25 protein-coding genes are annotated in these 18,414 nt (G+C 62.6%); 16 read left to right on the top strand and 9 right to left on the bottom strand.

Features of this window, described 5'->3' with window-relative positions; all coding sequences use genetic code 11:
* Positions 1–27 precede the first annotated feature (27 nt).
* From ABG82_RS04965 to ABG82_RS04950, 4 genes are all read left to right on the top strand, one after another.
* Positions 28–474, top strand: a complete 447-nt coding sequence (locus ABG82_RS04965; RefSeq protein WP_043078922.1) for a MarR family winged helix-turn-helix transcriptional regulator — start codon at positions 28–30, stop codon at positions 472–474.
* Entirely contained in the window at positions 471–893 is a 423-nt protein-coding gene (locus tag ABG82_RS04960) for an organic hydroperoxide resistance protein (RefSeq protein ID WP_043078892.1), read from the top strand. Before ABG82_RS04965 ends, ABG82_RS04960 begins: the two co-directional genes overlap by 4 nt.
* A 97-nt stretch (positions 894–990) precedes the next feature.
* On the top strand, positions 991–1,995 hold the full coding sequence (locus tag ABG82_RS04955) for an alpha/beta hydrolase family protein (RefSeq protein WP_043078923.1): 1,005 nt from the start codon (positions 991–993) through the stop codon (positions 1,993–1,995).
* A 5-nt stretch (positions 1,996–2,000) separates the two neighbouring features.
* Positions 2,001–2,384 (top strand): hypothetical protein, encoded by a 384-nt coding sequence (locus ABG82_RS04950; protein WP_043078893.1) that lies wholly within the window; start codon positions 2,001–2,003, stop codon positions 2,382–2,384.
* Here the strand turns inward: ABG82_RS04950 and ABG82_RS04945 are convergent.
* Together ABG82_RS04945 and ABG82_RS04940 are read right to left on the bottom strand one after the other, a co-directional pair.
* Positions 2,377–3,237 (bottom strand): PaaX family transcriptional regulator C-terminal domain-containing protein, encoded by an 861-nt coding sequence (locus tag ABG82_RS04945; protein WP_043078894.1) that lies wholly within the window; start codon positions 3,235–3,237, stop codon positions 2,377–2,379. The two genes, ABG82_RS04950 and ABG82_RS04945, sit on opposite strands and share 8 nt — an antisense overlap.
* Before the next feature lie 72 nt (positions 3,238–3,309).
* The gene (locus ABG82_RS04940; protein WP_043078895.1) at positions 3,310–4,539 is read right to left on the bottom strand and encodes a saccharopine dehydrogenase family protein; all 1,230 of its coding nucleotides are present in this window, start codon (positions 4,537–4,539) and stop codon (positions 3,310–3,312) included.
* 189 nt (positions 4,540–4,728) lie between these two features.
* Between ABG82_RS04940 and ABG82_RS04935 the strand changes: the two genes are divergently transcribed.
* From ABG82_RS04935 to sepH, 5 genes are all read left to right on the top strand, one after another.
* Positions 4,729–5,073: a YidH family protein gene (locus ABG82_RS04935; RefSeq protein WP_043078924.1), complete on the top strand. Its 345-nt coding sequence runs from the start codon at positions 4,729–4,731 to the stop codon at positions 5,071–5,073.
* Positions 5,070–5,375: a DUF202 domain-containing protein gene (locus ABG82_RS04930; RefSeq protein WP_043078896.1), complete on the top strand. Its 306-nt coding sequence runs from the start codon at positions 5,070–5,072 to the stop codon at positions 5,373–5,375. The genes ABG82_RS04935 and ABG82_RS04930 overlap by 4 nt, the downstream gene beginning before the upstream one ends.
* Before the next feature lie 89 nt (positions 5,376–5,464).
* Positions 5,465–5,941 carry a lipoprotein LpqH gene (locus ABG82_RS04925; protein WP_043078897.1) on the top strand — a complete coding sequence of 159 codons (477 nt, stop codon included), beginning with the start codon at positions 5,465–5,467 and terminating at the stop codon, positions 5,939–5,941.
* A 79-nt stretch (positions 5,942–6,020) separates the two neighbouring features.
* The gene (locus tag ABG82_RS04920) at positions 6,021–6,515 is read left to right on the top strand and encodes a lipoprotein LpqH (RefSeq protein WP_043078898.1); all 495 of its coding nucleotides are present in this window, start codon (positions 6,021–6,023) and stop codon (positions 6,513–6,515) included.
* A gap of 151 nt (positions 6,516–6,666) precedes the next feature.
* On the top strand, positions 6,667–7,479 hold the full coding sequence (gene sepH, locus ABG82_RS04915; RefSeq protein WP_043078899.1) for a septation protein SepH: 813 nt from the start codon (positions 6,667–6,669) through the stop codon (positions 7,477–7,479).
* A gap of 12 nt (positions 7,480–7,491) precedes the next feature.
* Here sepH and ABG82_RS04910 read toward each other — a convergent pair whose 3' ends face one another.
* Genes ABG82_RS04910 through ABG82_RS04895 form a run of 4 tightly spaced genes read right to left on the bottom strand, consistent with a single transcriptional unit; the run spans position 7,492 to position 10,362 of the window.
* A complete protein-coding gene (locus ABG82_RS04910) occupies positions 7,492–7,764 on the bottom strand; it encodes a DUF2537 domain-containing protein (RefSeq protein WP_043078900.1) in 273 nt (90 codons plus the stop codon).
* Positions 7,761–8,573 carry a TrmH family RNA methyltransferase gene (locus ABG82_RS04905; RefSeq protein WP_043078901.1) on the bottom strand — a complete coding sequence of 271 codons (813 nt, stop codon included), beginning with the start codon at positions 8,571–8,573 and terminating at the stop codon, positions 7,761–7,763. The genes ABG82_RS04910 and ABG82_RS04905 overlap by 4 nt, the downstream gene beginning before the upstream one ends.
* On the bottom strand, positions 8,574–9,896 hold the full coding sequence (locus tag ABG82_RS04900) for an MFS transporter (protein WP_043078902.1): 1,323 nt from the start codon (positions 9,894–9,896) through the stop codon (positions 8,574–8,576).
* A gap of 34 nt (positions 9,897–9,930) precedes the next feature.
* The gene (locus tag ABG82_RS04895) at positions 9,931–10,362 is read right to left on the bottom strand and encodes an Rv0880 family HTH-type transcriptional regulator (RefSeq protein ID WP_043078903.1); all 432 of its coding nucleotides are present in this window, start codon (positions 10,360–10,362) and stop codon (positions 9,931–9,933) included.
* A 93-nt stretch (positions 10,363–10,455) separates the two neighbouring features.
* Between ABG82_RS04895 and ABG82_RS04890 the strand changes: the two genes are divergently transcribed.
* Together ABG82_RS04890 and ABG82_RS04885 are read left to right on the top strand one after the other, a co-directional pair.
* Positions 10,456–10,701 (top strand): DUF2530 domain-containing protein, encoded by a 246-nt coding sequence (locus ABG82_RS04890; RefSeq protein ID WP_043078904.1) that lies wholly within the window; start codon positions 10,456–10,458, stop codon positions 10,699–10,701.
* Between the two features lie 42 nt (positions 10,702–10,743).
* Positions 10,744–11,205 (top strand): SRPBCC family protein, encoded by a 462-nt coding sequence (locus ABG82_RS04885; protein WP_043078905.1) that lies wholly within the window; start codon positions 10,744–10,746, stop codon positions 11,203–11,205.
* A 63-nt stretch (positions 11,206–11,268) separates the two neighbouring features.
* Here ABG82_RS04885 and ABG82_RS04880 read toward each other — a convergent pair whose 3' ends face one another.
* Positions 11,269–12,006, bottom strand: a complete 738-nt coding sequence (locus ABG82_RS04880) for a DUF3027 domain-containing protein (RefSeq protein WP_043078906.1) — start codon at positions 12,004–12,006, stop codon at positions 11,269–11,271.
* A gap of 139 nt (positions 12,007–12,145) precedes the next feature.
* On the opposite strand from ABG82_RS04880, the gene ABG82_RS04875 reads away from it, so the two are divergent.
* From ABG82_RS04875 to ABG82_RS28135, 5 genes are all read left to right on the top strand, one after another.
* Complete coding sequence (locus tag ABG82_RS04875) at positions 12,146–13,678, top strand: MFS transporter (protein WP_043078925.1); 1,533 nt, start codon at positions 12,146–12,148, stop codon at positions 13,676–13,678.
* Positions 13,675–14,187, top strand: a complete 513-nt coding sequence (locus ABG82_RS04870) for a DUF2771 family protein (RefSeq protein WP_043078907.1) — start codon at positions 13,675–13,677, stop codon at positions 14,185–14,187. The genes ABG82_RS04875 and ABG82_RS04870 overlap by 4 nt, the downstream gene beginning before the upstream one ends.
* 272 nt (positions 14,188–14,459) lie before the next feature.
* Positions 14,460–15,011 carry a hypothetical protein gene (locus ABG82_RS04865; RefSeq protein WP_054173157.1) on the top strand — a complete coding sequence of 184 codons (552 nt, stop codon included), beginning with the start codon at positions 14,460–14,462 and terminating at the stop codon, positions 15,009–15,011.
* A 31-nt stretch (positions 15,012–15,042) separates the two neighbouring features.
* On the top strand, positions 15,043–15,570 hold the full coding sequence (locus tag ABG82_RS04860) for a hypothetical protein (protein WP_131676279.1): 528 nt from the start codon (positions 15,043–15,045) through the stop codon (positions 15,568–15,570).
* 427 nt (positions 15,571–15,997) lie between these two features.
* Positions 15,998–17,233: a hypothetical protein gene (locus tag ABG82_RS28135; RefSeq protein ID WP_131676281.1), complete on the top strand. Its 1,236-nt coding sequence runs from the start codon at positions 15,998–16,000 to the stop codon at positions 17,231–17,233.
* A 44-nt stretch (positions 17,234–17,277) separates the two neighbouring features.
* Here ABG82_RS28135 and ABG82_RS04850 read toward each other — a convergent pair whose 3' ends face one another.
* On the bottom strand, positions 17,278–17,973 hold the full coding sequence (locus ABG82_RS04850) for a DNA alkylation repair protein (RefSeq protein ID WP_043078926.1): 696 nt from the start codon (positions 17,971–17,973) through the stop codon (positions 17,278–17,280).
* 25 nt (positions 17,974–17,998) lie between these two features.
* On the bottom strand, positions 17,999–18,412 hold the full coding sequence (locus ABG82_RS04845; RefSeq protein WP_005063636.1) for a cold-shock protein: 414 nt from the start codon (positions 18,410–18,412) through the stop codon (positions 17,999–18,001).
* Positions 18,413–18,414 lie beyond the last annotated feature (2 nt).

Below are 18,414 nucleotides of genomic sequence, written 5' to 3'. Positions count from 1 at the left end.
AATTGAATTGTGAGCTACCGTATCATCATGACCGCGCCCGGACTGGACCATCAGTTGTGCTTCGCCCTGTACTCGGCGTCGCGTGCGATGACCGCGGTGTACCGCCCGATCCTGACCGAACTGAACCTGACCTATCCCCAGTACCTAGTCCTCTTGGCGCTATGGGAAGAGGACCGCGCCACCGTCGGCAGACTCGGCGAGCGACTACACCTGGACTCCGGCACCCTCTCCCCGCTGCTGAAGCGATTGGAGACCAACGGACTCATCCGGCGCGAACGATCCGCCTCCGACGAGCGCCTGGTCGAGGTCACGCTTACCCCGGACGGGCGGCGCCTGGAGCAGAAAGCTCAATGCATTCCCGAAAAGCTCGCCCTCGCCACCGGCATCGCCGAGCGAGAGGCCACGGACCTGCGCGACGCAGTCCGTCAACTCACCGATGCCCTACAGGCATCACTACGAAAGGAATCCGCGTGAGCACTCTCTACACCGCCGAGGCATTGGTCACCGGGGAAGGCCGAGACGGCAAGGGCCGCACCTCCGATGGCCGACTCGACCTCGACCTCGCCATCCCCAAGGAGATGGGCGGCAGCGGCAATGGCACCAACCCCGAACAGCTCTTCGCGATCGGCTACGCCGCCTGCTTCCATTCCGCATTGCGGATGATCGGCCGCCAGGAAAAGGCCGACATCACGGACTCGTCAGTGGGAGCCCGAGTCTCACTGGGGCCCACCGATAACGGCGGCTTCGCCCTCGCCGTCGAGCTCGAAGTCGCCCTGCCCAACCTTGACCATGACGCAGCGCAGCAGCTGACCGAGAAGGCGCATCAGGTCTGCCCGTACTCCAACGCAACGCGCGGGAACATCGACGTCACGCTCGTGGTCACCGACGACTGAACGGGCTCGGCGCCGGAGCACGGCCTTGCTTATCTATCAAAACTGATACGCTCGTGCCGTGTTCAATAGTTTCACTCCGGGTAGAACAACCCGGCGCCTGCTCGTCGCGGCCGCATGCGTGATCGCTCTTGTCCTCGGTACCGGTGGCTGGATTGTCTACGCCAACGACTTCGCCATCCGCGAAGAACAGCTGACCATCCCCGGCTCGGTTCAGCCGCTCCGGGCGACGCTGGCGCTGCCCAAGGACGGCAACGGCCCCTTCGGTCTGGTGGTTTTCATCCACGGAGACGGGCCTGCCGATGCGACCAGAGATGGCTTCTACAAACCGATCTGGGAATCGTTCGCAAAGGCCGGCTACGCCTCCCTGTCCTGGAATAAGCCCGGAATCGATGGGGCTGCGGGCAATTGGCTGGACCAGAGCATGCACGATCGTGCCGCCGAAGCCGAGGCAGCAATCAAGTGGGCCCGCGGACGCGCCGATATAGACCCCCGACGCATCGGGATGTGGGGTATCAGCCAGGGCGGTTGGGTGGTACCGGAGGTAGCGGCGCATACACCCGATCTGCAATTTGTCATTCTGGTGGGTGCGGCGGTCAACTGGCTGCGTCAGGGCGAGTTCAATACGCGCGCCAAGCTCACGCATCAAGGCGCGTCCGAATCCGAGATGGCGGCGGCCCTGGATAGCCACAACGCGACCCTAGAGCCGCTGCGTGACAATGCGACGTACGAGCAATACCTTGCGACTCAACATGATTCCGATCCGATGTCGGCCGATCGCTGGACCTTCGTACGTAAGAACTATCTGTCGGATGTGACCGGCATACTGCCGCAGGTCAAGGCACCGGTGCTGCTCGCGCTGGGCGACGATGATCTCAACGTCGATGTCAACGAGACGGAGCGGGTTTACCGCCAAATACTGCCGCCGCAACAGTTGACGGTGCAGCGGTATCCGGATGCCTCGCACAATATCGTGAAGGCTGATCTCGACAATGATCAAGACTGGCGCTCGACGCTGGTTGCTGTGTTTTCTCCCCGATCACTCTATGCCCCTGGTTATTTGGAGAACATGCGGCTCTACGCCGCGTCACAACCCGTACGCTGACCGCGATGAGTAGGCAACGCATCACTCGTCGGCTCGCATGCTGCGAAGCGGGCGGTGCGGTACTCCTCGCAGCGGTGACCGTGCCCTTCACGGCCCCGTGGGCCGATGCACCGCCAGTGTGGGCACAGCTGATCGGCCTGACTTTTCTGCTCATCGTGCTCGCCGGCAAGGTGTTCGCCGTGCGCCGGCTCGGCCCGACTGTGACGCTTGCCAGCCTCAACGACGTACTGCACCTCCGCCTGACCATCGGCGTGTACGTCGTGACGGTCTTTGTACTTTTCCCGCTGCCACCATCATGGGGATGGTTCTGGTTCACCCTGACGGTTCTCGGCGCCGTACTGGGCGGCGCGGGACTGGCGCGCACGCTGCGCAGCGATCCGTTCAGATGAGTTGCTGAACGGCGTCGCCGTACCAACCGAATAGCCGGATGGGTTGGTCAGCCTCGGTTTTCGCGAGTTCTGCCCAACAGGCCGCGACGGCCGCCCGGGCGGCCGCGCCGATCCACGGCTGCGGAAGTAGCTGCGGAGGCAAGAGCGGATCTGGCTCGACCGCCCCCGTGAACTCCGCCGCCAGTGTGATGGCCAGGGTAAGCAATTCGGTTCGCGATGCGGTACGTAATGCGAGAAGCACCCCTTCGGCCACCGCCAGCAGCCGGCGATGACGTTCGGCGATCGTGTCGATCGGCCACAGCCGCTCGGCCAGTTCACGCGCCCCGGACACGCCGCCGAGTGCGAGGTCGGTCGTGGTGAACGTCGTGACATGCTCGGCCACGCCCAACCGTTGCGCGGCCGCCCCGATCCTCGGCTCCCAGGAATTGGCGCATACATACAGGCCGCCCTGGATGGGTGCGGCGCCCAGCCGCATCACCTCTTCACGCATCGCATCGCGGGTCGCGCGCGCCGACTCGGGTATCGCGAAGCCGACGAGGTGCCAGCGGCCATCCCATCCGGCCAATCCACGATCCTGCTCGTACATGAAACGGACGAACTCCAGATCAGGCTCGAGCGTGTTCCTGGTTGTACCGGTGGCCCGCAGGATGGCCTTACGGCCCCGCCCTTCCTGGGTAAAACGGCCCTCCGCGACAAGGCGTTTGATACACAGGCGAACCTGTTGGTCGCTCATGCCGAGGATATTGGCAACGTCGTAGAGCTCGCCGGTGGCGATGGTGGCATCCTGACGGATCATGCTCTCCACCAGGCTGCGGGTGGAGATACCGGAGTTCAGGACGTGCTGGATGTCCAAGCAATCACCTCACGAAGCAGCCACATGCGAATTGTGTTCAATCATCCTACGTTCGGTGCGGCAGCGATCGAATCAAGACAACGCCTCCTGCTCGATCACATACGGCGAGACCCCGCGATCACACCCCAGCACCACTCCGAAATCGGTAAAGAACCGCTCGGGTTCGATGACCGCCTCGGGCGGGTGAACTCCCGGACGGCGTGCCGACCCATCGATCACCTGCGCCATCCCCATTGCCAGTGGCACACCCGTGATCAGAGCCATATCACGCAATGCGCTTCTGATCGGATCCGCCTGCGGTCCATCCAGATTCAGGCGGGACAGCACGGAACGGCGGTATCCATCGCGCTCACCGGTGACGGCGGCGAAAAACGGCGGTAAGGTTCCCGGACCTCGTAGGCGAAGCGCCACCCACGCGGAACGTGCCACGCGGCGCAGGGCAGGGACCGCGAATGCCTCCGCCGCCTGCTCCCGGCTGAGCAGCCCGGCATCCATATCACGCCGCAGCGTATCGAGATAGGCCACCGTCCAGGGCTTTATGACCATGAGGTTCAGCGCATCGCCGCCCGGTTTCAGGGTGCGCTGCAACGTGATCGGCTCCGGATGCCCAATCGAATAGGCCGTACCGCAGTGCCCTGCCGGCAAGTTCAGCGAAATCGGACTCAGCGGACTTCTCTTGACAAGCTGCCCACCACTGACCCCGGTGATCGTGCCGCTGGCCTGTTCCATCCAATGCACTGCCGCAGCGGACGGGCGCCCATCGGGACCCAACAGTTGAGACTTCCCTTCAGTGTCTTGACCGCTGCCGCCGACATCCACCGGCCATGCGGTGTAGACATCTTGTACCGCATCAAGTTCCGCCGCGGCGGTGGCGGCGAGTAGGTTACTGATTCCCGGACTGGCACCCATACCGATCACCGCACAGACACCCTGCTCACGCGCCGCCGCATCCAGGCCGAGCATCTGCAGGGTGGGCTCCCAGTCATCACAGATGTCGAGGTAGTGCGTTCGCGTCTCGATCGCCGCACGGAGCACCGTCAATCCGAAACGAAAGTAGGGACCAACGGTGTTCAGCACGAGATCGACTGATTCAAGTGCTGTCCGCAGCATCGCCTGGTCGGTCACATCAACCCTGACAGCGCGAACCCGGATGTCCCCCTTCCCCGATCGTTGCGCCAGGTCCTCGGCCGCACCGAAATCACGGTCGGCAATGACGATCTCATCGACGCCAGGCACGCCGAGCGCGGTACGTACGGCTACCGCGCCCATAGCGCCCGCGCCACCCAAAGCCAGTATCTTCACACCGCCATAGTACCTATCAAATCAAACACGGTCGTATAGCTTTTGATAGTATTTAGGTGTTCGGGCAATCTATGGTTGCCCTCGGTCCAGGAGGTCCCCGACCGACTCGGATATTCCGCCCGGCGGTGTTTACCCAGGCATACACCCGTTGGCGCGGTGTTCCGCCGAGTGCGCGGTAAGTTCGGCGACGTGACGGAATCGCCCGAAGATCAGGAGATCGACTATCGATTCACCCTGGCCAATGAGCGCACGTTCCTGTCGTGGATTCGCACCGCGCTAGGACTGCTTGCCGGCGGTGTCGCGGTCCAAACCCTCGTCCAGCCGTTTCACCACGCCGGTGTCCGGCACGTGCTGGCGGCTTCCTGTCTGGCACTCGCTGTCGTGGTATCGATTGGCGCGTACGTACATTGGCGCGACGTCAAGGACCGGATGGACCGGGCACAGCCACTCAAGGGCACCCTGCTGGTCCCCCTGCTCGCGATCAGCATCGGACTGGTGGCGGTTCTGGCCTCCATCGCGGTCTTCTACCGATGAGACCCCACGACACCTATGCGGTCGAACGCACGGCGCTGGCCTGGCGTCGTACCGGGCTGACGGCCGCCGGAACAGCCGCGGTGCTCATGACCCACGCACTCATCCATAAACACACCACCGGCGCCTCATTGATCGCCGCCGCCGTCGTGCTGGGACTCGTCGCGATCAGCACGGCCCGCCACCACTCGCTGGCGCGTGGCAAGTGGGCGCAGGACGGCAAGGTCATCGCGCTGACGACCGTGACGATGGTCGCGGTGATCGTGCTGTCCGCCGGCATCTACCTATCAAATCTGGGTACGTAGGTATACCCGCGTTCTGCGGACCGCGGCCCGTTACCGTCCCATACTTTGTCCTGTTCGGCTCCACCCCCATCACATATAAGGAGAACGCTATGAAGCGTGGGCTTGTGGTCGCCATTGGCGGCGCGGCGATTGTCGCCGCAGGTCTGGTCGGCTGTTCGAGCGATAAGGACAAGTCCGAGGCCAAGGGCACCACCGTGAGCAACGGCGCCGGCGCGGTAGCGACCAACAGCACCGCCAAGGTCAGCATCGACGGCAAGGAACAGAAGATCGAAGGCGCGGTCGTCTGCCAGTCCTCGAACGGCAACGTCAACATCGTCATCGGCAGCGGAGCTCAAGGCTTCGGTGCGGTGGTGACGGAAGGCGATTCTCCGACAGTGAAGTCCGCGGGCCTCGGCAGCCTCAACGGACAGTCGTTGGCATTCTCCGAGGGCACCCCGGGCGCCAGCGCCAAGGCGACCAAGGATGGCAAGACGTACCACATCGAAGGCACCGCCATCGCTGTGGACATGGCCAACCCGACGCAGCCTTCCAACAAGCCATTCGAAATCGAGGTGACCTGCCCATAGCGGCAAGAAATCGCGATCTAGCCGGGCAGCACCGTCGTGTTGCCCGGCTAGTCTGTATCGGAACAACAAGGGGGGCAAAATGAAACGAGTATGGGCCGTCGTCGGCGGCGTGGCCATGTTGGCTGCCACCCAGTCCGGCTGCGCCACCAGCACGCGGATCACGAAGATCGCCGATCCCCCCACCTATGTCGCCACCAGCCCGGCCAAGCCGGGACAGTCCAGCACGCCGGAAGGTGGCACCGCGACGATGACGCTCGGCGCTCTGCCTGTGGTTGCCGGGGCCCCCGTCAAATGCGACACATATGAGCAACGGACGTTCATCAGCGTCGCCAAAGACCCCGATGCTCGCGGGCTGACCCTCACGGGAGACCCACCCGCAATCGAGACCGTCAACCTGGGGGAGGTCAACGGCCTCACATTCATGTACTACGACCTACTCAAGAAAGATGGCGAGAGCGCCACCCTGACCAAGGACGGTAAGCACTACACCGTCAAGGGCAGCGTGCGGGGAAGCGATAGCCAGGGAAAGGACGACGTGATTAAACCGTTCCAGGTCGACGTCACATGCCCCTGACCGCAAACAACACCTGCCACACGGGTCACATAGCGCGAACCCGCCGTAAAAGCAAGTAGCCCAGCCCTGGGCGTGTCAGCTAAGGAACTGCCAGCTACCTGCACTAAGGTCCCCAAGAACTGGGTTATCCAGTCCAGGCGAGGAGGTCAGCATGCGCGAACTGAAAGTCATCGGCTTGTCAGCCGACGGCAAGCGAGTGATCTGCCAGGACGCCAACGGCACCGACAAGTTCGCGATCGACGCCGACGACAGACTCCGTGCGGCCGCTCGCGGCGATCTGTCCCGGCTAGGCCAGATCCAGATTGAAATGGAGAGCTCGTTGCGACCCCGGGAAATTCAGGCCCGCATCCGCGCCGGTGCCACCGTGCAGCAAGTTGCCACCGCCGCCGGCGTAGATGTCTCACGGATCGAGCGGTTCGCCCACCCGGTGCTGCTGGAGCGCCAGCGCGCGGCCGAGATGGCCTCGGCGGCACACCCCGTCCGCAACGACGGCCCGGCTGTCAGCACTCTCGCCGATACCGTTGCGGGCGCGATGTTCGCGCGCGGCGGTGACCCTGATGCCATCGAATGGGATGCCTGGAAGGTCGAGGATGGCCGCTGGACCGTGCAACTGCAGTGGCGTGCCGGACGGTCCGATAACAAGGCGCACTTCCGATACACGCCCGGAGCCCATGGCGGCACGGTAGCCGCGCTCGATGATTCCGCACGCGAACTCATCGACCCGACATTCACCCGCAGCCTGCGCCCTGTCGCGGTCGTGGCGCCACTCCCCGAGCCTGAACCCGAGCTGTTCGCCGAACGACCCGCCCCACTGCCCGAACCGGAGCAGGAACCCGAGGTGGTGGCACAGGAGCACACCGAGACCCAGCAGGCACCCGCACCTCGCCGCGGACGACGCAGCAAGCCGACGGTGCCAACGTGGGAAGACGTGCTGCTGGGCGTTCGTTCCAGCGGCCAGAATTAACCGCGCCCGGCTCTAGGTGATCAGCGCGGTCACCACGGCGGCAATCCACCCGCCGGCCACACCGATCGCGACACCCAGCACAAACCAGCGCAGTACCGGCCGATTTCTCCAACTCCACAGTGTTGGCGAAAGACCGCCCACGGCAACGATGTTCAGCAGAATCGCCCACATCGGATGCACATGCGCCAACCCCAGGCTCAGTACCACCACACCGACCGCGACCACCACTGCCACGCATACGGCCGTGATGATGCCCTCCACCCACGGGGTATCGGAGTCGGTCATGGCGCGAGCCTAGCGCGCTCATAGAACGCCAGCGCCGCGGCAGTCGCGACGTTCAACGAGTCGGTGCCGTTGGCCATGGGGATCCGCACCCGCAGATCGCTGGCGCGCAGGGCGACATCGGTCAGTCCTGGCCCCTCGGCGCCCACCATCAGCGCCACTTTTTCGTCCCGCAGTGCCGGGATTGCGTCGGCCAGCGCCCTCGAGTCACCGGCGGGAGTCATCGCCAGCAACCGGAATCCGTTGTCGCGCAGCCGGTACAACGACTTTGGCCACTCCGGAAGACGTGCGAACGGCACCAGCAGCGCGTGGCCCATCGATACCCGCACAGCCCTGCGATACAGCGGGTCGGCGCATCCGCTACCGAAAAGCACGGCATCCACCCCCATGCCTGCGGCGTTGCGGAAGATCGAACCCAAGTTCTCGTGATCGTTGACGCCCTCGAGCACCGCCACGGTGCGCGCGTTCTGCATCAACGTGACCGCCGACAACTCCTCGGGGCGACGCGACGCCGCGAGCACTCCACGATTGAGGTGAAAGCCGACGACTTCCGCCATCACCTCGGCGCTGGCCCGGTAGTACGGCACCTCCACTGATTCGAGATCATCTGCCAGCTCCGCCAATCGACGGTCGGTACCCAGCAGGGCGAGCGGCGCGAAGCGCGAGGCCAGCATGCGCTGCACAACCAGCACACCTTCGGCGATCACCAGACCCTTGCCGCTGGGTAGATCGGGCCGGCGGTCAACACTGTTGAGGTCGCGGAAGCTGTCCAAGCGCGGATCGGCCGGGTTGTCCACGTCAATGACCAACATCTAGGTCCGCCTCCCCAGCGGGGTAGGTTCACACACCGGGGTTGCGGCGGGAGCGGGAGAAACCGGACCGGTCAACGAATCATCCTCCTGTGAAATCCCCGCGGCGACTACCGGACACGGGTGCCGCCGCAGATATGCCGCGCAGGCCAATCCAGCGCCCACCGAGACAAGTCCGCCGATCAGCAGCGGCATGCGCCCGCCGTGAAGATTCGCCAACCAACCCACCAACGGGCTACCCAGCGGAGTGCCGCCCAGGAATGCCACCATGTAGATGCCCATCACCCTTCCCCGCAGCTGCGAATCCACGGACAACTGAATGATATTCATCGCCGACGTGGTGAACGTCAGCGCCAGCAGACCTGCCGGGACAAGCGCGGCGGCGACGGTCAGATAGGTGGGCATCGCACTGACAATCGCCTCGGATACCCCGAAAGCCACTGCCGCGCTATAGAACAACGTCATACGAACTCGCTTGGTACGACGCGCCGCGAGGGTTGCGCCAAGCAGCGTGCCGATCGCCAGCGCCGTCGACAGCAGACCATAGGACTCCGCGCCGCGACCGAACGTCTGCCTCGCCAGCACCGCGAGCGTCAGCGAGAAATTCAGCCCGAACGTCGAGACCAAGAACACCGTCAACATGACCATGAACAGGTCACGCCGATGCCAGACATATGAGAAACCTTGGCGCAGTTGCCCCTTGGCCGCAGGTACGGGATCACTCGAATACAGCTCGTCCGGGCGCATCCGCCACAGCGCGATGCCCACGCCCACGAAGCTCACGAAGTTCAGCAGGAACACCCAACCCGTGCCGACCAGCCCGATCAGCACACCGGAGATGGCAGGCCCAATGATGCCGGCGAGGTTGAACACCATGGAATTGAGCCCGACAGCGTTGGGCAGATGCTCCGGACCCACCATCTCGATGGTGAACGACTGGCGGGTGGGCCCCTCGATCGCCGCCGCGCATCCCATCGCGAAGGCCACCGCCATCACGTGCCAGATCCGCACCAGTCCGGTGACCTGTAGCAGACCCACGGTCAATGCGAACATCGCCATCAGCGCCTGGGTAAGCATGAGCATCCGGCGCTTGTCGTAGCGGTCGGCCAGCATCCCGCCCCACACCGAAAGAAACAGCGTCGGCCCGAATTGCAGGGCCATCACCACGCCGAGCAGGAAAGCGTTGCCGTGCGACAGATCCAGCACCAGCCAGTCCTGCGCCACCCGCTGCATCCAGGTACCGACGAGCGACACCATCTGGCCGCTGATCCACAGCCGGTAGTTACGTGTGCGCAGCGATACGAAGATCCCGCCGCGGTCAGCCACGGGAAGTCATTTTAGAGACTAACGAGATTGTCAGCTAACCGTTTTCATTGACCAGTGCCGACAACAGGTCGGTTGCCTGCCGCAGGATCGCCCGTTGGTCCGGTGTGAAATCGGCGAGGTGCTCTCGCAGCCATTCCTCGCGGGCGCTGCGGTCGGCCTGCACGATGTCGGCTCCGGCCTCGGACAGCGAGACGACCACCTGGCGCCCGTCCGTCGGATGAGCCGAACGCTCCACCAGCCCGAGTTCGGCCAAGGAGGCAATCACCCGCGTCATCGACGGCGGCTGCACGCGCTCGCGGGCGGCCAGCGCGCCCGGCGTCATGGCCCCCTCGTTCAGCAATGTCGCCAGCGCCGACAACTGCGTCAGGGACACGGGGGAATCGGCACGACGGAATCGCAGATGCCGGGCCAGTCTGATCACAACAAGCGACAGATCGCTGGCCAACCGGGCATCTGGGTCGCTCACGGCCCAAACCTTACGGCACGTCCAGGGCTTTCACAGGGACTGAGCCGACTAAGCGGCCGTCCGGTGTCGTCGCCCGCGTATGCTCCGCATCTAGTGGATACTCCCGCGCCTCAACCGCCCCCGCTGCCGGCCGCACTGCTCAATCCGTGGCCGGTCGTCGTCGCAGGCACCGTGCTGTGGCTGATTGCCAACATCCTGGCCTTCACCGTCCCCGCGTGTGAAAGCTGGCGGCCCGTCACCCTTGCCGGCCTGGGTACCGGTGCGCTGGGCACCACCATCGTGCTGTTACAGGTGCGGGCCGCACGGCGCGGTTCGCGCGGCGCGCAAACCGGCCTGTAGCCGAACCAAACCCACAACACCCGGAAAAAGAGGAGCTATCTCATGCCCAACGCGTCCCTACTGGAAGCCGCCGTCGAGATCAATGCGCCCGTGGAAAAGGTGTGGGGTCTGCTCTCCGACCTGGACAACATGCCGCGATGGAGCCCGCAGACGCGCAAGATGTTCGTGCGCGGCCCCGTGCAGGCCGGCACCAACGTCATCAACTACAACCGCAAGGGCTGGAAGGTCTGGCCCACCCGTGCCGTGCTGACGGCCGTCGAGCCCAACAAGCGCCTGGCATGGCACGTCAAGGACAACCTGAGCGAGTGGAGCTACGACCTCGAGCCCACCGCCGCGGGCGGTACCCGGGTCACCGAGCGCCGCGTGCTGGGCGAGAAACGATCGGCCATCTCCACCAACCTGCAGAACCTGATGTTCGGCGGCACCGAGGTGTTCGATGAGGTTCTACTCGAAGGCATGCGCACTTCGCTGTCCAAGATCAAGGACGCCGCGGAAGGCGTCTAAGCCCCGCGAGCCTCACGTGGATTTCCATCCGGTTTTCCGCGTGAGGCTCGCACTCGTTGCGGCTCAGTCCGCGAGATCGAGGACGCCGTCGTCGAACGGCTCGTACAACGGCATCGCGGAGTTGACTGGCTGCGGCGTATCGGAATGCGCGCCGCAGCCGTATTCGATGTGCACGACGCGGCCGTCGGCCGACATCGAGTTGGCGCACACCCCAAACGCGACGCCCAATGATCCGGCCAGCGGCAGGTAAAAACCACAGGACCGGCACACCCGGCGGGTGGCGCGCGCCATCTCCGTGTCGGGTCCCCAGTCGCCGTCGAACCAGCGTTGTGCGGCATCGACGCGTCCGGTCAGGCTCAGCACCTGCTTACGGCCCAGCCCGATCTCGCCCGCGGTCTCGGTGACCTCTGGATCTCCGCTGTCGGTGTATCCGGGCACCAGCCGGGGGTCATTGGGCGGCGGCGCGAGTAGATCGCCGGGGCCCAAATCGCCCGGGCGAATCCGCTCCTCCCACGGAATCCAGTTCGGCGCCCGTAACGCCTCGGTGCCGGGCACGAGCACCACTTCGCTGACGGTCGCAACGGTGGCACCCGGTGCCGCCGCCATCACCACCTCCCAATGCCACCCGCGGTATCCCGGCAGGTCGGCCTCGAAACGGTGGGTCAGCGCGTGCAGATCGCTGCACTCGGAGGAGGCCCCGAGGTACTTGCCCACGGTCTCCCCACTGAACTCGACAATGGCCGTACGAGCCTGATCAATACAGGTGTACAGGGCGTCGCGGCCGGAGATAGTGATGTCCATCGCTGACCATCTTCTCACCGTGAGGGACAATCGATGCGTGCGGGACGACTACGCGCGGTTCGGGAACCGCCACAGCAGTAGCGACTCCTCGTCTCGCCGCCGCGGCCAGGATCCGCGCGACGCCAATTCGCACCCCGGTATGGCCAACTATCCGACCGGCTCGTCGAACCGCTATCTACCCCCACTGGGCGAGGAGCGCCGTGAGCGCGTGCGGCGGGAGCCGCCGCCCGAGCCGGACAATCCACAAAAGCTGACGGTCACCCGGGTTGCCGCGATGCGCAGCCGCGAGATGGGCTCCCGGATGTACGGGCTGTTCCAGAAGGCCGCGACCGCCGACGGTGCCGACAAGTCGGGCCTGACCGCCCTCACCTATCCGGTCATGGCCAACTTCGCGGTGGACGCCGCCATGGCGGTGGCCCTGGCCAACACCCTCTTCTTCGCCGCTGCCACCGCGGAATCCAAGAGCAAGGTGGCGCTGTATCTGCTCATCACGATCGCGCCGTTCGCCGTGATCGCCCCGCTCATCGGACCGGCACTGGACCGCCTGCAGCACGGGCGCAGGGCCGCACTGGCCGCTTCCTTTGGACTGCGCACCTTGTTAGCCGTGATTATGATCGCCAACTACGACGGCGCCACCGGCAGCTTCCCGCCCTGGGTGTTGTACCCGTGTGCGCTGTCAATGCTGGTGCTGTCCAAGTCCTTCGGCGTGCTACGCGGCGCCGTGACGCCACGTGTGCTGCCCCCGACCATCGACCTGGTGCGGGTCAACTCACGGCTCACCACCTTCGGCCTGGTCGGCGGCACCATTGTCGGCGGTGCCATCGCTGCCGGCTGTGAACTCGCATTCACTCGGCTATTGCATTTGCCGGGAGCACTTTTTGTGGTCATCGCGGTCACCGCGGTGGGCGCCTGGGCATCCATGCGCATCCCGAAGTGGGTGGAGGTGACCGCCGGTGAGGTGCCCACCACCTTCGGCTATCACGGCGACGACGGCGAGCACCCGACGATCCTGTTGCGGCGCTCGCACAAGCAGCAAGAGAAGGTACGGCAGCCGCTGGGCCGCAACATCATCACCTCGCTGTGGGGCAACAGCACCATCAAGGTGATGGTCGGATTCCTCACCTTGTACCCGGCATTCGTGGCCAAATCCCATGATGCGCACGGCTTCCAACAGCTCGCGATGCTGGGCATGGTGGGTGCTGCCGCCGGCATCGGCAACTTCGCGGGCAACGCCACCAGCGCCAGGCTCAAGCTCGGGCGGCCTGCCCTGCTGGTGGTCCGTTGCGCCAGCGCGGTGACGGTGGTGGCGCTGGCAGCGGCGATCGCCGGCGTCCTGGCGGTGGTGGTGTTCGCAACCCTGGTGACGTCGGCGGTCAGCGCGATCGCGAAGGCCTCCCTGGACGCCTCGCTACAGGACGATCTGCCCGAGGAATCCCGCGCCTCGGCGTTCGGGCGATCCGAGGCGCTGCTGCAGCTGTCCTGGGTGCTCGGCGGCGCGATCGGCGTGATGATCTACACCGACCTGTGGGTCGGGTTCACAGTGATCTCGGCCGTGCTCATTCTCGGCTTGGCGCAGACGCTGGCCAGCTTCCGCGGCGCTTCCCTGGTTCCGGGCCTGGGCGGTAACCGCCCGGTGATGGCCGAACAAGAAGGTGGCAAGGTACACGCGTGAAAGCGAAACTGGCGGCACTGGCCGTTGTCCTGGTGCTGACGGCTGCCGGCATGGTCGGGTTCATCGCCTGGCAGCTGCGCGAGCATCGCGAAGGCCCCGCGGAACGGCCAGAGATCAGTGCGTTCACCCATGGCTCCGTGATCCATGCCGCGCCCTACCAGTACTGCGACAAGAACAAGTTGGACCAGTGCGACCCGCTTGGGCACACCGTCCAGCTGGTCGTCAATGCCCATGAGCCCGTGCAACTTTCGGTTGACGGCCGGATCGCCAAGGCGCCATGGATGCTGTCCCGGGTCTACGCGCCGGTAGGCGACGCCGACCACAAACGGGCCGAGTCGAGTGTGTACCGCGACCACCGCACGGCGGTGACCATCCCCACGGTCGACGGCGAGGGGCGACGGCTACTGGGGCTGGAGATCAAGCTGCCCACGGTGGTTCAGACCGAGACCGGCGATCTGCTGGAGGTCACCCACGCCGTCTGGTCGGTGGCGACGGTCTGGAAGGACTAGTGCCGAGCTCGATACTCCGCACGTGTCTGGTCTAGCAAGTAACCCCAAAGCTTGTCGGAGGTCAGTGAGACACTCAACGCCAAGGCTGCGAGACTGAGCTGGTGGCGCCCAAGGCGTCCGAACGATGCACGGGATATCCAACGCCCTAAAAACAAGCCTGGACTGCGAGTAAGCTCCCTAACAGACACTCTGCCTATGCTATGTTTCGATCAATTACTCCGACCGAGCTGACATTCTATGTATTCTATTTCTATCAATCGGAGGCGGCAGCCGTGACTAATATTTCTACTGGCGATCTAGAGGTCGATGACGCCATTGTCTTACTGCTCGGAGCGCCAAGCTCCCCTCAGCTTAATGGCGAGATTCAAGGAATTACGCGGTTAGAGAAATTGATATTTCTACTCGAAAGAGAAACGTCGGCAGACAGCTGGATGACAGAATCCGCCGATTTTAAGCCATACAATTACGGACCTTTCTCCGCCAAGGTGTACAGAGCAGTGGATATGCTGGAAGCGGCCGGCCTTTTAGTGGATTCGGCAAGAGATTCCAAATCAGGTGAAGATTCCTGGGAAAAAGGAAACGCTATATACGACAGCGCAGACATTGACCCCTACACCACACGTGACTTTAAACTAACGACGCTGGGTTGGCGATATTATGAAAAACTCGAGAACGCGCTGACGCGCGACCAGAGGGATGATCTATCCAAATTCAAGTCTCAATTCGCATCAATCCCTCTTCGACAACTTGTTCGCTACGTGTATGAACGCTACGACACCTTCACTGAAAAGTCACTAATCCGCGAGGATGTTCTGACCGACTAATACCACTATGGATAACCTCGCTGTAGCGGGCGTGAGTGCCGCCGTAATATTTCCTGCGATTGCCATTCTATTCAAGGCTTCCTCGCTGCGCGGAGATCTACATGAGAAATGGCATACTCGGAGCAACTTATGCGCGGCAGCACTTGGAGAGTTGGCGAATCATAAGATCGAAATCCTTCGGGATGAGGCAATTCGCATGTTGGGCGAAGCGGATTCTCCATTTAACCCAGCTAGAAGCCTGTCCGATCCTGAACAATTGAGAACATGCGTCACTGAATTTCAAACCGCGCTGGAGTATCGCACCAATCTTAAAAAATGGCTCACGATGATGCTGATATTTGCAGGCATCGCACCCTGGGCCATGTTGTCCTATATTACGGGGGCGGCAGCAACGACAGCCTATTTTATGAATATATCGAAGCAAGCTTTCATACTTTACATCGGGATCTCTTTGGTGAGCTTAGGATTTATAATGGGAGCAATTCTCGCGATTGTCCACTTCTATTGTGATCGAAAATTGTCATCGGCGGAGATATTTAGCAATCAGGGGGGAGCGTGACATCATCAATCGTGCCGCTGATGACTGGAGAGCGCACGCTGGAGGTACCATTGGTACGATTTCTAATGGCATCCAGCAGAGTTCGACATGATTCAGTCGTCGTACACGAGCTTGCATGGAATGGACGTCACGTAGATATCTCCACATTGACAAATAGCGGCGTCCTGTCAGCATACGAACTAAAAATGGGAAACACCGGCCGCGCGATTGAGCAGGCGATTTACAATTCCATGAGCTTTGACCGCTCATGGATTGTGATGGATCGTAAGGTGACCCCTAGTAACGAGAATCTCTGCGCGCTACATCGAATTGGCATAATAATAGTCAGTGAACATCGAACTTATATTCAGCGGGCAGCAGCTTTGAACCAAGCTGAGCGAGGTATCAGAAGACGTCTTACAAATGCAATCCTGCAGGGGGGAAAATCGTGACGAGGTTTCAGCACTATTTAAGCTACGGATCGACAGATCAAGTTACCGCGAGAGATTTACGTAAACTGTACGACGGTCTTCTGGTTCCTGGAACGGTAGCCGCCTTCCAAGCGGACGGGACGAAAGGATTTGTCCTGACGCTGTCCGCTTCAACGGAATCGAAGAACTATATAATCGACCCACGTTTTCCACTTTTTCAGAATTCACTTGCAACTCCCAAGAGATCCCACCAAGACCTAGCCGACGTTGTATTTGAAGATCCCGAGCTAATTCACCGCAGCGATTCCCCACAGCCGTCCAATTTCAGTAAAGAGCGCTGCCAAAAACTAGCTGAACGTTGGATAGATTTTAACATGGGCTACACCTCGGTCAGCTCCAAACACTTCCAGAAGTACGCAGAGCGACTTGGGCAAGATGTCTTTCCGAGCAAAAGTCGACTACCCACCTTGATTCTAGCGCCGTATTTTATGTCAGCAAGCAAGGATGACCCCTGGTGGGCCACCTCAAAAGAGTTGTTTGACTTCTCGTACCAAACCGCCAAAGACCGTGGTGAAGCACAGAGGCTGAGGAGAGTAATCGCTGCGGCGCACCCTTCCGCATTGCCGAATCTAATTGATGATATTCCTGATAAAAATGCGGCAGTATGGGTTAACGACCTCAGCGAGATTAATTCCACGGTTGATGATCTCGTTGCCTACGGGAAAGGCATACGACATGCGCATGAACAAGGACGAGGGTTGTTTGCTTTGTATGGCGGCTACTTCTCTGTAGTGCTTGGGCGATTCGGGCTATTAGGGTCATCTCACGGGATCGGGTACGGAGAACATCGGCAATGGGTCGAGCTTCGATCTACCGGGCCCGCACCTGCGCGCTACTACGTCCGCAGGCTGCATCGATACGTCAGTATCGAACTTGCAAGTTACCTGTGGCAGCACGCTAGACATCTCATCGACCCACCGGGCACTGAACCGCCATCGCGCGACCCCCTCAGCCTCAGCAATGAGTATCACGATCTTATGAAGCATTCCGTGGAGTGCAGAAAACTAGAAATCGATGTTTGCGGAACACAGAACCCCACCGACATCTCTACGGAACTTCGGACTACGGCTAACGACTACGAAACTACCCTAGAAACTCTTGCTGTCCCCGGGACTCTCCGCAATCGTGCCGTCGATTCGTACAGTCACCTCACACGATGGGCCGATGCGATCGACCGAATCGCGGCGGCCTGAGCCAGCTGCGCGAATCACCGCGCTCCATCGACGGTCTGGAAGGACTAGCGCAGCGCGCGATACCGCGCACGCGCCTCGGCGTCCAGATGTTCAGTGGCATAGCTGAGCGCGGTGCGGCCCATTGCAGCGGCGTGCTCATTCAGATAGCCGACAAGCACCTCTGTACCGCAACGCTTTCCGGCTTCGCGCAGCATCCAGCCGTAGGCCTTCTGGATGAGGTCGCGGCGGTCTTCGATAACCAGCGGCGCCACCGCGCGCAGCGGTGCGACCTCCCCGCGCGTGATGAACGCGTAGGTGCCGATGATGCCCACCCGCCGGGGCCATAGGCCGTCCTCGGCCGCCAGCTCCAACAGTAGCGAATAGTCTTGCCCCACAAGCCATTCACCGACGATCTGGGCCGCCGAGGAATCAACCAGGTCCCAGTTGTTCACCCGGCCGGCGCGCACCTGCCGTAGATACATCTCTACCCAGGCAGCGCGCTCGGCACCCTCCGCGTGCTCGAACTCCCAGACCGCCAGGATGAGCGCGGTCAGGCGATGCTCGTGCACGTCACTGGCGAGCAAGCGCGTCACCTCATCGCGGCCGATGCCACGGAACTGCCGCGCGAGCTTACGTTGATCCGGCACCGAGACGCCGATGAAGACGTCACCCTCGCCATACTCGCCGGGTCCGGTCTTGAAGAATCGCGCCGACTTCTGAGCACGATCCGAATCGCCGGCAGCGTCGAGCGCTGCCCTCACATCCTCGGCGCGGATGAATGTCAGGTCAGGCGTCCAGCTCGCTGGCGACGGCGCGGACAACCTCGGACACCTTGCGGGCGATCTTGCGGTCGGGGTAACGCCCCTTGCGCAGCTCGGTCTGCACCGTGCCCTCCAGCAGAGTGATCATGTCCTCGATCATTCCGTGTAGCTCGTCGGTGGTGTGCTTGTGATTGACCGGCCCACTGCTTTCGCGGCGCGTCTTCTGCACCGACGGCGGGGCGTCGATCAGCTTGAGGCTCAGTGCCTGCGGCCCACGACGACCGGCAGCCATACCGAACTCGACCTTTTGTCCGGCCTTGAGTCCCTCAACGCCAGCAGGCAGCGCCGAGGACCGGACGTACACGTCCTCGCCGTCCTCTTGCGACAGGAAGCCGAAGCCCTTCTCGGCGTCGTACCACTTGACCTTGCCGGTTGGCACTG

The sequence above is a fragment of the Mycobacteroides immunogenum genome (genome assembly GCF_001605725.1).
Classification (GTDB): domain Bacteria; phylum Actinomycetota; class Actinomycetes; order Mycobacteriales; family Mycobacteriaceae; genus Mycobacterium; species Mycobacterium immunogenum.
The sequence above is the reverse complement of the archived record's forward strand: the minus strand, read 5'-3'. Positions and strand labels throughout refer to the sequence as shown.

Coding starts and splice junctions, on each gene's coding strand:
- ABG82_RS04910 (WP_043078900.1), bottom strand. CDS start 7,764: ATGACCGACTCCGATACCCCGTGGGTGGAGGGCATCATCACGGCCGTA.
- ABG82_RS04920 (WP_043078898.1), top strand. CDS start 6,021: ATGAAACGAGTATGGGCCGTCGTCGGCGGCGTGGCCATGTTGGCTGCC.
- ABG82_RS04905 (WP_043078901.1), bottom strand. CDS start 8,573: ATGTTGGTCATTGACGTGGACAACCCGGCCGATCCGCGCTTGGACAGC.
- ABG82_RS04880 (WP_043078906.1), bottom strand. CDS start 12,006: ATGGACATCACTATCTCCGGCCGCGACGCCCTGTACACCTGTATTGAT.
- ABG82_RS04925 (WP_043078897.1), top strand. CDS start 5,465: ATGAAGCGTGGGCTTGTGGTCGCCATTGGCGGCGCGGCGATTGTCGCC.
- ABG82_RS04875 (WP_043078925.1), top strand. CDS start 12,146: ATGGCCAACTATCCGACCGGCTCGTCGAACCGCTATCTACCCCCACTG.
- sepH (WP_043078899.1), top strand. CDS start 6,667: ATGCGCGAACTGAAAGTCATCGGCTTGTCAGCCGACGGCAAGCGAGTG.
- ABG82_RS04930 (WP_043078896.1), top strand. CDS start 5,070: ATGAGACCCCACGACACCTATGCGGTCGAACGCACGGCGCTGGCCTGG.
- ABG82_RS04950 (WP_043078893.1), top strand. CDS start 2,001: ATGAGTAGGCAACGCATCACTCGTCGGCTCGCATGCTGCGAAGCGGGC.
- ABG82_RS04965 (WP_043078922.1), top strand. CDS start 28: ATGACCGCGCCCGGACTGGACCATCAGTTGTGCTTCGCCCTGTACTCG.
- ABG82_RS04885 (WP_043078905.1), top strand. CDS start 10,744: ATGCCCAACGCGTCCCTACTGGAAGCCGCCGTCGAGATCAATGCGCCC.